The following is a 13,372-nucleotide window of genomic DNA, read 5'->3' as shown; positions in this document are numbered from 1 at the left end:
CCTTCGGGCCGGTTGCGTCAGGCTACAGCGTGACCTGGGTTGTAACTTCGGTTTACAGTTGGCCGTATGAGCCTTCAGGAGAAGACCCGCGGGCGCCGGGACGCGATCGGGGTCGGTGTAGCCCTGCTCAACAAGCTGGCGCGGTGGCGGGCGATCGACCGGTTCGGGCTGCGGAAGCCGGCCGAGCGGGCGGTGTTCGAGGCGACCAAGACCGGATTCCGGACGGCGGGAGCGCTCTCCCGGCGGTTCTCAGCCGCCACGAAGCTGACGGGGCTCTCGGGGCCTGCGCGGCTGCCCGCGGCGAAGGGGACCGGGCGGTTCGACCTGACGCCGACCGAGGACCAGCAGATGATGGTCGACGTCGTCCGCTCGTTCGCCTCCGACGTACTGCGGTCTGCTGCTTCTGCGGCTGACACGGCCTGTGCCACGGAGGCCAAGGTTCTGGAGTCATCGGCCGAGCTGGGCTTGAGCCTGATCGAGGTCCCGGAGGAGCTCGGCGGCATCGTCACCGAGCGGTCTGCGATGACCGGCGTACTCGTCGCCGAGGCTCTCGCGTACGGCGACATGGGCCAGGCGCTAGCGTGTCTGGCCCCGTCGGCCGTGAGCACGGCGATCTCGTTGTGGGGCGACGAGACGCAGCAGGCGACGTACCTGCCCTCCTTCACCGGCTCATCTGTCCCGGCCGCCGCGCTGGCGTTGGTCGAGCCGCGGCCGGTGTTCGATCCGTTCTCGTTGCGCACGCGGTTCACGGGCGGGCTGCTGAACGGCGTGAAGTCGCTGGTACCGCGAGGCGCGGAGGCGGAGTTGTTTGTCATCGGCGCGCAGACGGACGCCGGTCCGCGGTTGTTCGTGGTGGAGGCTGATCACCCTGGCGTCGTGATCGAGGCTGAGCCGTCGATGGGGTTGCGGGCCGCTTCGCTGAGCCGGGTGATCCTGACCGATGTGCCGGCCGTCCCGCTCGGATCGTCGGACGACTACGCCGAGTGCGTGCGGTTGTCGCGGCTCGGGTGGTGTGCCTTGGCCCTCGGTACGGCGCGGGCTGTGCTCGACTACGTCACGCCGTACGTGAATTCGCGGGAGGCCTTCGGTGAGCCGATCAGTCATCGGCAGTCGGTCGCATTCATGGTGGCGAACATCGGGATCGAGCTCGAAGGCATGAAGCTCGTGACGTATCGGGCCGGATCGCGTGCTACGCAAGGGCTTTCGTTCGCCCGGGAGGCGGCGTTGGCGCGGCGGTTGTGTACCGAGAAGGGCATGCAGATCGGGACGGACGGCGTACAACTGCTCGGCGGGCACGGGTTCGTGAAGGAGCATCCGGTGGAGCGCTGGTACCGCGACCTACGAGCGATCGGCGTGATGGAAGGGGCGGTGCTCGTCTGATGATCAATCTCGAGACTCCGCGCAAGTTCCGGGCCTTCGTCAACCAGGCGCATCAGGTCGCGGCGGAGATGCTGCGGCCGAACTCGCGCCGGTACGACCTGGCTGAGCACGAGTACCCGGTCGAGCTGGACATGCTCGCCGCGATGGTCGACGGATTAGGGGCCTCAGGCACCGGTTCGGGCGCGGGCGCTTCCGGCGTACGACGCACTTCGGCTGGGGAAGAAGGCGTTGTCAACGGGTCGAACCTGTCGTCGGTGCTGTCGATCATGGAGATGTGCTGGGGTGATGTCGGGCTGCTGCTGTCGATGCCGCGACAGGGACTCGGCAACTCGGCGATCGCGTCCGTGGCATCCGACGAGCAGCTGCAGCGGTTCGACGGTGTGTGGGCCGCGATGGCGATCACCGAGCCGGACTGCGGCTCCGACTCCGCGAACATCCAGACGACCGCGCGGCTCGACGGCGACGACTACGTGCTGAACGGCGAGAAGATCTTCGTCACCGCCGGCGGCCGCTGCGACGCCGTGGTCGTATGGGCGACGCTCGACAAGACGCTCGGCCGGGCCGCGATCAAGTCGTTCGTGGTCATCAAGGACACGCCCGGCATGACGGTCGAACGCCTCGAACACAAGCTCGGCATCCGCGCCTCCGACACCGCGACGATCCGCTTCGAGAACTGCCGCGTACCGCGCTCGAACCTGCTCGGTACGGCGGACATCGACAAGGGTTTCGCCGGCGTCATGCAGACGTTCGACAACACCCGCCCGCTGGTGGCGGCGATGGCCGTCGGCTGTGCCCGCGCGTCCCTGGAACTCACCCGGGACTTGCTGTCCGGGGCCGGCGTACAAGTCGACTACGACCGCCCGATCCATCTACAGCCGGCCGCCGCCGCGACGTACCTTTCGATGGAGGCCGACTGGGAAGCCGCCTACCTCCTGACCCTCCAGGCCGCCTGGATGGCCGACAACGCCCAACCCAACTCCCTCCAAGCCTCCATAGCCAAAGCCAAAGCCGGCCGCACCGCCAACGAAATAACCCTCCGCTGCGTAGAACTAACCGGCACCCTCGGCTACTCCGAACACGAACTCCTAGAAAAATGGTCCCGAGACAGCAAAATCCTCGACATCTTCGAGGGAACCCAGCAGATCCAGCAGCTCATCGTGGCCCGTCGCCTTCTGGGGAAGTCCTCATCGGAGCTCAAATAGCCTTATATGTAAGGGCTCTTGATGTTCTGCTGCGACCGGTCTAGAGAAGGCCTGGACCTCTGTCGAGGTCAGAGCCAGCTCGCCCCCGATCCCCGCTGATTTCCAGCTTAGGATGACCAGCGTTGCTCAATGATGCTCGGATCGCTCACACCCGAACGAACGGCCGGTGTGTCAACGCCGGTCGAACCTTGACCCAGTTGCCCCGGAACCAGAGGGTCAGTATTCAGCCGGAACTGACAGCCCAGCTGGTCGCACGTCTCGGATCGGGTGCGGATGACAGCTGCACGAGCAGCCGAGTTCGAGGTTGACTCCGATGTCCTCGACGGTCGTGCGCCAGGCGAGTACTGCGTGACGGTTCCGCTGGAAGAACAATTCAACTGTCCAAGACTTCCGTGACGTCGCACGGACCCTTCGTGGAGAGCGGATCGTGAAGCAGATCCGGAACAACAGAAGGTCCTCCTCGGCGAGGCGATGGACACGGCTGGGGGCGCAACTGGCGCGCTCGGCTGGACTGTGGGCGGATTCGCCGACCACATTTGATGAGGTTGAGCCCCCGGCGGGGACTCGGCGTCCGCCGTCATCACCTGCGCGGTCACTCGCGGAAGAGTTCGACCTGGGCGGTCGGACGGGCGCGGTGCGGAGTCTCGGGGGTGCTGTCTGGCGTCCTCGAGGACGTAAAGCTGAATGTCACGAACAGAATGGCCGCCGTCAACCTGATGTACTACGACCCGGTAGGGCGATCCGAGTCGTCGGGAGCGTGAGTCGAGTACGTCAATGGCTGGTGATGACGAGGGTTGGTGGAGGATGGACGACGCCTGGGAGTGCTGCGGTTTCGTAGACCTGGCCTAGGCCTGGGTGCCAGGCCAGGAGGCGGGTGCGGGATCCTGCGTCCAGGGCTATGACCAGCCAGCCTTCTTTGGCGAAGGCTAGGGCGGGTTGCGATTTGGCGGGGAGTTCGATGCCGGGGACGATCTCCAGGCGGCCGGTGTCGAGATGCAGCGTCGCGATGTCGAGGGGCGGGAGTGGGTGGCCTTCGATGCCCGAGTCGAGCGTGGGGTGGTCGAGGAGGAAGGCGAGCCTCTTGCCGTCGGGGCTGACGACGCCGCAGCAGGCGGGGCGTGGGAGCGGGGATGCGGTGGTCTTGCCGCCGGCAATGACCCGGCGATGCAGCATGCACGATGACGGGTCGTCGTGGCAGCCGGTGGTCCAGAAGACCTGGCCTGCACCCGTCGCGAGCGGTGCCACATGTTGATCCAGCTTGGCCTGCAACCGACCGGTGCGTGCATCGACGAGCGCGAGCCACGTCGGTGAGATTCCCGGATCGGGCTGCATCAGACCGACGACCGTGTCGCCCACGACGGCGGACGCGTAGAAGCCGAGCGGCAGCCGCACCCGATGCCTGCCGGCCAGAGGAGCGATCGTTCCGTAGGGGTTGTCGATGTCGCTGGCAAAGGATGCGATCCACACATGATTGCCATCGGTCAGGGGAGACTCGGTAGGACTGAGTGGCCGGATGACACTGACGTGGTGATCGACCGTGACGCGCAGCATCGCATACGGAACCGCCTCGTTGCAGGAGCCGGTGGTCGCGTACGCCGTGATCGGATCGCCGGCCAACACGGCGGCGTACTCGCCCGGCCGGACGACTTCGTCAGGCAACGTCGTCGCCCGGCCGCTGTCGAAGTCGACCAGCCGTAGCCGGTCCCCGCCGAGCAGCACCTGGATCCCGGTGCGCTCGGCCGACGGCGTACTCGACACGATAGGCAGCGGTACGTCTGCTCCACACGCGCCGGGAGTTGTCGGCCACGGGTTCGCCACCGGTCCGTCGGGGATGACGCTGTTCAGCTCGGACGGGGTAGTGGTCGGCGGCGTATGCGCCGGACCCGTCGAGGCGCGAAGAACGATCAGGGTCAGCACCGCCAGCAGGATCAGGCCCCACCCAGCGATCCGGCGCCCACGTCTCGAAGCGCTCCCCACCTCGAGAAGCTCTTCCTGATCATGCTCCACACCACCATGAAATCACCGCACTCCTGGAAGCGCCCGCAAAGTCTGGGACGGCGCCGGCTAGCGGGGCCGTCGGAGGCGGTGGCGGGCGGTGCTGCCGACGTGGGAGAGAACGGTGCGGAGGGCGCGGCGGGTGTTGATGGGTCGCGGAAGCCGCCGCGGGTGTCGGCGAAGACGGTCTCCTCGAGGCGGGGCGGTGGCTGACGGGTGCGCAGCATGGCCAGTGTCCAGTCGGATAGGTGGAGGAGGCGTTCGCCGGCCTTGGACTTGGTGGCTTTGCGGATGAGGCCTTCGCCTTTGACGCGGGCGATGGTGTGGGTGATTTTGACGGTGCCGGCTTCGAGATCGACTTGGGGCCGGAGGGCGGTGAGGGCCTCGCCGATGCGAACGCCGGTGCCGAGCAGGTATGGCGCGGATCCCTGTAAGCGTGAGCCCTCCAGAACCGCAACCGATCGGCGCCGAGAACATCTCGAGTTGCCTGCAGAACCTGGTCGATCTCGAGCAACTCCCCGACTCCTCGTACAGCTCCGGGCCGAATAGGTAGTCCATACCCCAGGTTTCGGGTGCCGGTCCGGAACGGTCGGTGTGCCGGACCTTGTGATCCGTGGGCGCCCGCTCGACCCGGTCCCGATCGCGCTCGACGGCCTGCCGCGCGCGGACCCTTAAGGTTCACTCGAGCGGGAGCGGTGAGCTCTGCAGATAACCCATCGCCAGACCGGCCGGGCCTGTCATTTTGTCGACCGCGCCGAAGGTCAGCTCGGATGCCGCGAGCTTGAGAGACGCTACTGCACGGTCGTACGCCGATTCGTCGAGCTGAACCCGGAGTACGGCGATCTCTTCGGTATGCCGCGACCGGCCTGAACGGCAAGAGTGCGGATGCTACTTTGCGGGTGACGTGTGCACCCGGACGGAGTCCATCGCCAACTCGAGGGCGATACGCATCGGCCCGGGATCGTGAGCCGCCTGGGCGAGAACATATCCGCCCTGCAGCGCTGCCATGATGCCCGTCGCCAGCGTCGAGGCATCGGCGTCGTCGGACAAGGTCCCGTTGGCCTTCATCCGCTCGAGGGCAGCGGTCAGCAGCGAGATCCAGGTTGTCAGGTGGGCGTCCAGGTCGATACGGGCGGCTTCGTCCTGGTCGGAGAGCTCGGTCGAGAGTGAGCCCAGCTCGCAGCCCAGCGCTCCACGGCGTGCTGTGACACGCTGAAGGATGGCCCGGCACCAGCGCTCCAGGCCACTGAACGAGTCGACCCTTCGGAGGTACTGATCCTCGCGCTCGAGCACCCGGCTGCCGCGCAGCGCGATCACTGCCTGGACCAAGGCGGATTTGTCGCTGAAATGCCGGTACAACTGTGACTTGCTGGTCCCGCTTGCCGCCGTCACTTCGTCCAGCGTTGTCGCTGCGGCGCCTTTGAGGGACATCAGCTCGTCGGCTGCGGCGACAATCCGGGCTCGTGTGGCCGCGCCGCGAGCGGTCAGGCGGCGATCGAGCTCGTTCACTGTCTCGGACACGCGAAGAGCCTATCGAGGCCGAGCAACGATCGGTGCCGCATTTCAGAGCTGCTCTCCGCCATCGGGAAAGTCTACCTTGCAGTAACGTCCGCGGGCGGGTAAGCACACGTGCCGCAACCGACACCAAGTCTCGTCAGGAGTCGGCCTGCAGTCGGCCCGCAGTCAGGAGGGCGTACGAGCGAGGTCAGCCGTGAATATTGCGGCAGTTACGGCGTGGACGACGAGGACCAACTCCAATCCTCCGGCACTCGACGGCGGCGCCGCGAGTGCCGAAGAGGCTGCGGTGCATGTTGTCGACGACGAGCCGTTGGAGGTCGATGAGGTCGAGTGAACAATGCAGTATCGGCGCGACGGCTCACGGAAGGACCGTACAGCGATGAGAACCCTGATGTACGACTCCAAGCGTGAGCTGAGTGTGGTCGAGAACGAGGAGTTGCGACGGTACGAGCTGCTCCTGAAGGGCACGACCGCCGGAACCCTCGACTTCCGTGTCCTCGGTGGACAGCGCGTCCTGGGGCATACCGAGGTCATAGCGGATCATCGAGGCCGAGGCCTCGGTACAGCCCTGATCCAGGCGGTCCTCGACGACCTCATCGCCGAAGAGGTCCGGATCACGAACTACTGCCCGGCGGTCGAGCGGTTCCTTCAGGGCCATCCGACGTACCTGGTCGTACTCGATCCGTCCAACCCGGCGATCCGGCCGCGCTCTACGTCTGCCCCTCTGCAGCAACTGGTGCATGCTCAGCACACGAGCCTCAGGGAGCTGGCAGCGCGTGCGCAGGATCCGGACGTCGACGGGTTCGCGAGACGCCGCATTCTGGACCAGTTCACGGCCGTTGCCGCACAGCATGCCGCAGCCGTTGCCGACGTCTTGCTGCCGGCGTCCAGTGCGACCTCCGATGTCGACACCGCGGTCCTCGTGGACAATCTCAAGAAGTTCGAGCAGGCGCTGCGGGTACTCAAGGGCAGGGCCTACGGGGATGCACGCTTTCTCAATCTGAGCACCGCCGAGACCTGGCGGGACGCTGAGCGGCTACTGACTGAGCACGAATCGTTCGAGACCGACGTCGTGTCCAGCTTGGAGCAGCTGCACAGCGCTGACGTGCCGTGGACGTGGCGCGGTCCCTGGCGAAGTGCAGTGGAGTTCGGCGACCAGACCGCACCCCAACTCACCGCATGCCGGCCTCGCTGGCCAGATCGCGCGCCGGCTGTGGCGGATCGCCGACTCGACCTGGGACGAGTTGGAAGGGCGAGGGCTTCCGACGCAGCCCACGGAGCACGCGAACGAGCATTCGCCCCTCACGCACTACTTGCTGGGAACCGTCGACGACGCCGCAGTCACCCCGAGCCCGAAACGCCCCGGGAACCCGTCAAGCGAGACGGACCCGACCGAAAGGATCACAATGCGAGCGACGATTGACGGCGTGCTACTCGCCGAGGTGGACAGCGAACATGCGGGCTTACGGACACAGGGGTTAGCGAGCGATCGTCGAGCGGGCAGATCGGGCGTAACCATGCCGAAGGGGCGAGTCGATGAACACTGATGGGCAGTTGCCGGACGACGAGCGAGGGCCGGTGCTGGATGAGCTGGCAGCCGAGGTCGAGGCCGACCTGGGGCTGATCGCCAACAGTCGGCCTGACGACGTCGAGCCCGAAACACCCGACCAGTGGCTGGACGACCCTGAGGAGGTCCAGGTGGAGGAGACCGACCTGCGCAGCTTGCTGGGTGCAGTCGAAGGGTTGCAAGGTGACCCTCCCCACGACCCTGGAGACGCAGCCGCACGCTGACGAACGAGGTCCAACTACCGCAGAAGCCCGAGTGGATTGCCACTCGGGCTTCTGCGTCGTCAGGTGCTCAGCTGGCGGCGATGCCTTCCGCGCCGGCTGCGTTGGGGACGACGGTGCTGCTGATCCTGGTCAGGTTTCCATCGGACTCGACCCGGAACGCGTCGACAGCTCCCACTTTCCCCGTCTGTACGTAGATGTAGCGCTGGTCCGGTGTGGCAGCAGCGTCGACGGTGCCCTCGCCCGTTGCGATGTTGCCCAGGCTGACGGGCGAGCCGTCGCGCTCCGCGTGATATCCGGCCAATGAGTTGCTTCCCGCGTTGGACAGGTAGTAGTTGCCCCCGGCACCGACGATCCAGCAGGTCGCCATCTGGCCGGTCGCAGTCCTGTTCAGGAGGCGCAGGTGATGATCGCGCTCGACCGCGTACGTCGCGACTGAATTCGAACCGGCCTCGGCCACAGCCAGCTGTCCGAAGCGGTCGAACACCGCGGCGAACGGAACGTTGCCGGCATCATCGACAACCGCGGGTGTCTTCGCCAGCTGGGCCAAGCCCAACCGGCCGAACACGAGCAGATTGTTGCCGGCTGCCTTGGTCGTCACGATCACCGAGGAGCCGTCCGGTGTCACGACGACCTGGCCCGGAGTGTGCGTGAACTCTTGCGGTCCTGTCGTGACGGGCAGACCGAGGGAGCGACGTTCGCTGTGCAGCGGCACCAGGTGGCCGAGGATGCTGAGGTAGCCCTGCACCGCGCCACCCGCGCGCGCGTTCAGGACATAAACCTCTGCGCCGTGAACAGCGACGCTGACGGGGAACGTTCCGCCGGAGTTGATGACCTGCCGGCGGATCAGCCGGTCGCCGGCCACACCGAACACCGTCACGGTGTTGCTGCCCGCGTTCACGGCGTACAGGGTCCGATGTGCCTTGTCGTAGGTGAGCGATCCCTGTGATGCGAGGCGATCGACGACCGCGCCGTTCAGGGTTCCGCCACGACCGCCCGTCGAGTAGGTGCCGGCTTGGTGCAGGGAGCCGTCGGCCGAGCGACGGTAGGCCACGACCTGGTTGCCCGCGGAGTCGTCGTTCTGGACGAAGACCATGCCTTGCGACAGCGATGCCGATGCGGGCGAAGCGGTGGCGGTCGCCGGCGTGCTGACGAGTCCGACCGTCAGTGCGAGAGCGGAGACAGCGACAGCGGGGACAGTGCGTTTCATGGTTCTCCTCGTGGAACCTCAGTGGGTAGATCCAAGTCCCGGTGTCGGCGCCCCGAGCTGCTCTTACCTACCTCGCAGCACTTCGTTGAGAATTCATCTACCGGCTTTCCTTTCAGCCGCCTCCGCACTCGCGCGATCGGGGTAGCCCGGGTGCCGCGAGTCGAGCAGATCGGCGTACGCCGTGGTTCGCGCAAGGTAGTCGGCCACGAAAGGGCAGATTGCCGTGACCGTGCCCCCACGAACGCGGATCTGGTCGAGTACCTGCCGGACCATCGCGCTCGCCACGCCCTGGTGCTGGTGACTCGGCCCGACCTCGGTGTGCCGGAGGGCGTACCGATCAGGTCTCAGGTGGGTGTAATAGAGCCAACCAACCAACTCGTCGTCCCGGTACAACTCGAAGCGGCCCTGATCGGTGTTGTCGACCACCTTCTCGGCGACCGGCCTGCGTTCTTCGTTCATCCTCAGCTCGTCCTTTCGCGAGTGGGGTTGCGGGCGGCGGCGATGGTGAAGAGGGTGGCGATGAGGGCGAGTCCGCCGTACCACTGTCATGCCGACGCGTTGTCCGGCCGCGGGTGTAGTGATCGCCAAGCGCCCGGCGTCCGTGGGACGGTTTCCGGACTGACAACGATCAGTACCGCAGACAGAAACAGGGAGCCCACGGCAACCAAGTAGGTGAGGTGACGCGGTCAGGGACCGTACTGCACCAGGGCGCCGGAGGCGATGGCGCCGACGGCGAGGCCGAGCGTAACTGTCTGGCTAGACGCGACGGGGGCCAGCCAAGCCGGCCTGCTGGGCACAGCGTCGACGACGTACGCAGTGACGTTGCTGCTGGCCAGCCCGGCGCCTAGGCCCATTAGGACCCGGCCGGCCAGCAGGATGCCGATGTCGTGCACGTTCAGCAACACCAGACACCCAAGGGCGAGCAGTCCGAGGCTTGCGATCGCGGGAGACCGTCGGCCGACATGATTCGACAGCCGTCCTCGGCCCGGTACAGGTTGAACGGCGGGATCGGCGCGGAGGACGCGGCGAACGCGGCCGCGAGCGAAACCACCGCGGACAAGAACGCCAACCGCAGCCTGCTGTCTCGGTGGACCTGGTCGATCACCGCGGGAGGGTCTTCCATCGAGCTGTGCCGCTCTGACCGATGCCGCCGGCGTTCAGACGAAGGTGAACAGTTCGTCCGTGTCGAAGCGCGAGATCGGATTGCTGTACTGCTTGGTGGGGTCGGGATAGCCGAGCGCCAGCAACACCGTCGTGGCATGTCCGCTTTCGCGGATCTTGAACGCCTTGTCGACACTGGTCGGGTCGAACCCCTCGAGCGGCGTGGCTTCGACACCGAGCTCAGCGGCGGCCATCATGGTCAGACCCACCACCATGTAGGTCTGTTTCTCCATCCAGTGGTTCACGTCCTTGTAGCCGTAGTTGCGCAGGTTCAGGAAGTCGCGGGTCATCGACTCCCACAGCTCCTGCTTCGCCGGGTCCGGGAACCGGCCGTCGGCCCGCTCCTTGCTGAACACCGCCTCGACGTGGCTCTCGGGCAGATCCGCCCGGGTGGTGACGATGATGGTGTGCGAGGAGTTGATCACCTTCTCGCCGTTGTCCTGGAAGCGTTCGCCCAGGTTGTCCGCCAGCCGCTTCTTGCCTTCGTCCGTGGCGAGGACATAGAAGTGGTTCGGCTGGATGTTGGTCGATGTCGGCGTCGAACGCAGGAACTTCAACAGCTGCTGAAGAGTTTCCGCCGGGATCGTCCTGCTGGGGTCGAAGTACCTGGTGAGGTGCTTGCCCATGAGTTTGTCGAGATCCATGTCTGTCTACTTTCTTCCGGCAATCAATGGTGGTCTAGTTCTTGCTGTGGGCAAGTAGTTCGCCGACGCGCTCGAAGCTGATGCCGGTCGCGGCCGCGGCCAGATCGCCCGCGACGAGTGCCTTGGTGGCCTCTTCGAGTGCGCCCATCGCGTGGACGTAGAGCCACGGGCCCAAGCTGATTCGTTTGACGCCGGCCTTCTGCAGCTCAGCGACCGTCAGCACGTTGTCCGCCGGCGACACGAGGACATTGACCGGTGTCGGCGCGACCGCGGTGACGATCGCGTTCAGCGCATCGAGGTCAGGCGGGTACGGGGCGTATAGCACATCCGCGCCGACCTCGGCGAAGGCCGTCAGACGCCGGATGGTGTCGTCGAGATCCGGGCGGCCCTGGATGAAGTTGTCGGTCCGGCCGGTGACGACGATGCGTCTTTTGGCCGCGTCGACCGCGCTGCGTACGCGGTCGACGGCTTCGTCGAAGTCGCGGATCGGGCGGTCCGGATTGCCCGACGTGTCCTCGATACCGATACCGGCCAGGCCGTACTCGACGGCGGCTTCGACCGTCGTCGCGACGTCCGCGGGCGTGTCGCCGTACCCGTCCTCGAAGTCGCCGTTGACGGGCAGCCCGGTGAGCCGGCCGAGCAGTCGCGCATGTTCCAGATGCTCGGCACGGGTGACTTCGTGGCGGCCGTCCGGCCTGCCCAGCGTGGCGGCGAGCGCTACCGACGACGTCGCGATCGCCTCGAAACCGGCGTCGGCCAGCATCAACGCCGAGAGCCCGTCCCAGGCGTTCGGGAGGACGAGGCCCCCGTCGCGGGTGTGCAGCGCCATGAACTTCTCGTACAGCTCGGATCCCATCGCGTCAGCCGACCGAGTTGACGGCTGGGATGTCGATGTCGGTCTGGTTCACGTTGTTGATGAAGTTCGTGAGCAGAGCCTGCACCGCGACCGTGACGATCGCCAGGATCTCGGGGTCGGAGTACCCGGCGTCCCGGACGGCCGCGAGGTCGGTGTCGCTGACCTGTCCGCGGCTGTCGACCACCTGCTGAGCGAAGCGAGCCGCCGCGGCGCGCTTGGGATCAACCGAGCTGCCGGCACGGGCGAGATCGATGTCGTCGCTCGCCATGCCGCCGAATTCCGACGAGGTGTACGTGTGGATGGCCAGGCAGTACTCGCAGCCGTTGGCTTGCGACGCGGCCAGAGCGATGCTGTGCCGGGTCCGAGCGTCCAGAACCCGGCTCATCGTGGCTTGCAGGCTCGTGACGACCTCGAGGACGGTCGGGTTCGAGGCGATGGTCTTGAACATGTTCGGGACGAACCCGAGCTGCGCGCCAACCTGGTCAAGGATCTGCCGCGGGCCGGCCGGGAGATCGTCCAGCGCGGGGGTCTTCAGTCGTGACACAGCGAATCAGCCTCCGGTAGGGAAAGTGCGAATAGTTGGTGTCCGACTCGACCGGGTTCTTACGCCGCCAGGCCGATCGAAAGATCCGCGCCGAGGTCGCCACCAAAGAACAATGCCTGCCATTCGAAGCGATGACGGAGTTGATCACCTTGGACGCGCAAGAGCTACAGAAGCTCGCAGACGACGTCGCCATGCACCTGCCCGGCGCTGACCTGGAGCATCGTCTCGACCCGAACTGGGACCTCTACAAGGTGCGCGGCAAGGTCTTCATGCTCATCACGGACCTGCCGGGACGGCCCGTCCTGGTCCTGAAGGCCGATCCGGACAACGCCGTGGCCCTGCGTGAGCAGTACGCAGAAATCACCCCCGGCTATCACATGAACAAGAAGCACTGGATCACGGTCGAAGGCGGGGGCAGCGTGGACGAGGATCTGGTGAAGCAGCTCGTCGCTGACTCCTACCAGCTGGTGGCGCACCGCGGGACGTGATGTGCCGATTGGTGCGGGCGTTGAGGAAAGGTCCGGTGCCGGCCATGACACAGGTGGGGTATGGCTATGGAATCTGTTGCGAACTCGGTGCAGTTGCCGCCGCTGGACAATCCGAACGAGCGGGCGGCCATCGGTGCAGAGTTACAGGTCGTGCTGCAGGATCTGATCGACCTGTCGCTGATCGGCAAGCAGCTGCACTGGAGTGTGGTCGGGGCGGCTGCGCACAGCCTGCATCTGTTCCTCGACGAGCTGGTGGGGGAGTGGCGCGACCTCGCGGATGTTGTCGCTGAGCGAGCGGTGACGCTGGGATTCGTACCCGATGGGCAGAGCCCGGCAGTGGCAGCCGGATCGCGTGTCGAACCTGTGGAGGTGCAGTCCTCGGCTGATCACGCGGTCGTCTGGGAGCTCGGTCGGCGGGTCGCGGCGGTGGCTGAGCGAATCCGTGAGCGGCTGGGTTCGATCGGTGGGGCGGATCTGGTGACGCAGGACGTGCTGATCAAGGTGGTCGGGATGTTGGAGAAACACCAGTGGCTGCTGCGTGTCCAACTGGGCAAGAACGCCTGATGGCCGTCACCGGGTGTCCTGG

At 66.1% G+C, this 13,372-nt stretch carries 17 protein-coding genes; 8 read left to right on the top strand and 9 right to left on the bottom strand.

Translation table 11 applies throughout. From position 1 onward, the window contains the following. The first annotated feature begins 66 nt into the window (after positions 1–66). Positions 67–1,380 carry an acyl-CoA dehydrogenase family protein gene (locus tag ACQPYH_RS28015; protein ID WP_432877089.1) on the top strand — a complete coding sequence of 438 codons (1,314 nt, stop codon included), beginning with the start codon at positions 67–69 and terminating at the stop codon, positions 1,378–1,380. Continuing rightward, positions 1,380–2,582 (top strand): acyl-CoA dehydrogenase family protein, encoded by a 1,203-nt coding sequence (locus ACQPYH_RS28010; protein WP_432877086.1) that lies wholly within the window; start codon positions 1,380–1,382, stop codon positions 2,580–2,582. Before ACQPYH_RS28015 ends, ACQPYH_RS28010 begins: the two co-directional genes overlap by 1 nt. Before the next feature lie 771 nt (positions 2,583–3,353). Here ACQPYH_RS28010 and ACQPYH_RS28005 read toward each other — a convergent pair. Continuing rightward, complete coding sequence (locus ACQPYH_RS28005) at positions 3,354–4,589, bottom strand: hypothetical protein (RefSeq protein WP_432877084.1); 1,236 nt, start codon at positions 4,587–4,589, stop codon at positions 3,354–3,356. 236 nt (positions 4,590–4,825) lie between these two features. On the opposite strand from ACQPYH_RS28005, the gene ACQPYH_RS28000 reads away from it, so the two are divergent. Next, entirely contained in the window at positions 4,826–5,011 is a 186-nt protein-coding gene (locus tag ACQPYH_RS28000; RefSeq protein ID WP_432877082.1) for a hypothetical protein, read from the top strand. A gap of 454 nt (positions 5,012–5,465) precedes the next feature. On the opposite strand, the gene ACQPYH_RS27995 is transcribed toward ACQPYH_RS28000, so the two are convergent. Then, positions 5,466–6,098, bottom strand: a complete 633-nt coding sequence (locus ACQPYH_RS27995) for a TetR/AcrR family transcriptional regulator (RefSeq protein ID WP_432877079.1) — start codon at positions 6,096–6,098, stop codon at positions 5,466–5,468. Between the two features lie 190 nt (positions 6,099–6,288). Here ACQPYH_RS27995 and ACQPYH_RS27990 point away from each other — a divergent pair, with 190 nt between their 5' ends. The 3 genes from ACQPYH_RS27990 (at position 6,289) to ACQPYH_RS27980 (ending at position 7,886) form a co-directional block, all read left to right on the top strand. Then, the gene (locus ACQPYH_RS27990) at positions 6,289–6,429 is read left to right on the top strand and encodes a DUF5709 domain-containing protein (protein ID WP_432877076.1); all 141 of its coding nucleotides are present in this window, start codon (positions 6,289–6,291) and stop codon (positions 6,427–6,429) included. Between the two features lie 45 nt (positions 6,430–6,474). Continuing rightward, the gene (locus tag ACQPYH_RS27985) at positions 6,475–7,518 is read left to right on the top strand and encodes a GNAT family N-acetyltransferase (RefSeq protein WP_432877074.1); all 1,044 of its coding nucleotides are present in this window, start codon (positions 6,475–6,477) and stop codon (positions 7,516–7,518) included. Positions 7,519–7,631: 113 nt separating this feature from the next. Continuing rightward, complete coding sequence (locus ACQPYH_RS27980) at positions 7,632–7,886, top strand: hypothetical protein (RefSeq protein ID WP_432877072.1); 255 nt, start codon at positions 7,632–7,634, stop codon at positions 7,884–7,886. A 67-nt stretch (positions 7,887–7,953) separates the two neighbouring features. Here ACQPYH_RS27980 and ACQPYH_RS27975 read toward each other — a convergent pair whose 3' ends face one another. From ACQPYH_RS27975 to ACQPYH_RS27945, 7 genes are all read right to left on the bottom strand, one after another. After that, complete coding sequence (locus ACQPYH_RS27975) at positions 7,954–9,093, bottom strand: lactonase family protein (RefSeq protein ID WP_432877070.1); 1,140 nt, start codon at positions 9,091–9,093, stop codon at positions 7,954–7,956. 93 nt (positions 9,094–9,186) lie between these two features. Continuing rightward, positions 9,187–9,552 carry a GNAT family N-acetyltransferase gene (locus tag ACQPYH_RS27970; protein ID WP_432877067.1) on the bottom strand — a complete coding sequence of 122 codons (366 nt, stop codon included), beginning with the start codon at positions 9,550–9,552 and terminating at the stop codon, positions 9,187–9,189. Between the two features lie 227 nt (positions 9,553–9,779). Continuing rightward, the gene (locus tag ACQPYH_RS27965; protein WP_432894509.1) at positions 9,780–10,034 is read right to left on the bottom strand and encodes a hypothetical protein; all 255 of its coding nucleotides are present in this window, start codon (positions 10,032–10,034) and stop codon (positions 9,780–9,782) included. Continuing rightward, on the bottom strand, positions 9,989–10,198 hold the full coding sequence (locus tag ACQPYH_RS27960; protein WP_432877065.1) for a hypothetical protein: 210 nt from the start codon (positions 10,196–10,198) through the stop codon (positions 9,989–9,991). The genes ACQPYH_RS27965 and ACQPYH_RS27960 overlap by 46 nt, the downstream gene beginning before the upstream one ends. 52 nt (positions 10,199–10,250) lie before the next feature. Further along, positions 10,251–10,898 carry a nitroreductase family protein gene (locus tag ACQPYH_RS27955; RefSeq protein WP_432877062.1) on the bottom strand — a complete coding sequence of 216 codons (648 nt, stop codon included), beginning with the start codon at positions 10,896–10,898 and terminating at the stop codon, positions 10,251–10,253. A 34-nt stretch (positions 10,899–10,932) separates the two neighbouring features. Continuing rightward, a complete protein-coding gene (locus ACQPYH_RS27950; protein ID WP_432877059.1) occupies positions 10,933–11,754 on the bottom strand; it encodes an isocitrate lyase/PEP mutase family protein in 822 nt (273 codons plus the stop codon). 4 nt (positions 11,755–11,758) lie between these two features. Next, positions 11,759–12,298 carry a carboxymuconolactone decarboxylase family protein gene (locus ACQPYH_RS27945; protein ID WP_432877057.1) on the bottom strand — a complete coding sequence of 180 codons (540 nt, stop codon included), beginning with the start codon at positions 12,296–12,298 and terminating at the stop codon, positions 11,759–11,761. Positions 12,299–12,429: 131 nt separating this feature from the next. Between ACQPYH_RS27945 and ACQPYH_RS27940 the strand changes: the two genes are divergently transcribed. Both ACQPYH_RS27940 and ACQPYH_RS27935 read left to right on the top strand, forming a co-directional pair. After that, positions 12,430–12,786, top strand: coding sequence for an MmcQ/YjbR family DNA-binding protein (locus ACQPYH_RS27940; RefSeq protein ID WP_432877055.1), 357 nt, complete (start codon positions 12,430–12,432; stop codon positions 12,784–12,786). Between the two features lie 66 nt (positions 12,787–12,852). Further along, a complete protein-coding gene (locus tag ACQPYH_RS27935) occupies positions 12,853–13,350 on the top strand; it encodes a Dps family protein (protein WP_432877052.1) in 498 nt (165 codons plus the stop codon). Positions 13,351–13,372: the final 22 nt, after the last annotated feature.

Origin of the sequence: Kribbella sp. CA-245084 (assembly GCF_050942355.1) — a bacterium.
Taxonomy (GTDB): domain Bacteria; phylum Actinomycetota; class Actinomycetes; order Propionibacteriales; family Kribbellaceae; genus Kribbella.
This window is presented reverse-complemented; position numbering and strand designations above follow the sequence as displayed.

Coding starts and splice junctions, on each gene's coding strand:
- ACQPYH_RS27985 (WP_432877074.1), top strand. CDS start 6,475: ATGAGAACCCTGATGTACGACTCCAAGCGTGAGCTGAGTGTGGTCGAG.
- ACQPYH_RS27940 (WP_432877055.1), top strand. CDS start 12,430: ATGACGGAGTTGATCACCTTGGACGCGCAAGAGCTACAGAAGCTCGCA.
- ACQPYH_RS27955 (WP_432877062.1), bottom strand. CDS start 10,898: ATGGATCTCGACAAACTCATGGGCAAGCACCTCACCAGGTACTTCGAC.
- ACQPYH_RS27980 (WP_432877072.1), top strand. CDS start 7,632: ATGAACACTGATGGGCAGTTGCCGGACGACGAGCGAGGGCCGGTGCTG.
- ACQPYH_RS27975 (WP_432877070.1), bottom strand. CDS start 9,093: ATGAAACGCACTGTCCCCGCTGTCGCTGTCTCCGCTCTCGCACTGACG.
- ACQPYH_RS27970 (WP_432877067.1), bottom strand. CDS start 9,552: ATGAACGAAGAACGCAGGCCGGTCGCCGAGAAGGTGGTCGACAACACC.
- ACQPYH_RS28010 (WP_432877086.1), top strand. CDS start 1,380: ATGATCAATCTCGAGACTCCGCGCAAGTTCCGGGCCTTCGTCAACCAG.
- ACQPYH_RS27950 (WP_432877059.1), bottom strand. CDS start 11,754: ATGGGATCCGAGCTGTACGAGAAGTTCATGGCGCTGCACACCCGCGAC.
- ACQPYH_RS28015 (WP_432877089.1), top strand. CDS start 67: ATGAGCCTTCAGGAGAAGACCCGCGGGCGCCGGGACGCGATCGGGGTC.
- ACQPYH_RS27935 (WP_432877052.1), top strand. CDS start 12,853: ATGGAATCTGTTGCGAACTCGGTGCAGTTGCCGCCGCTGGACAATCCG.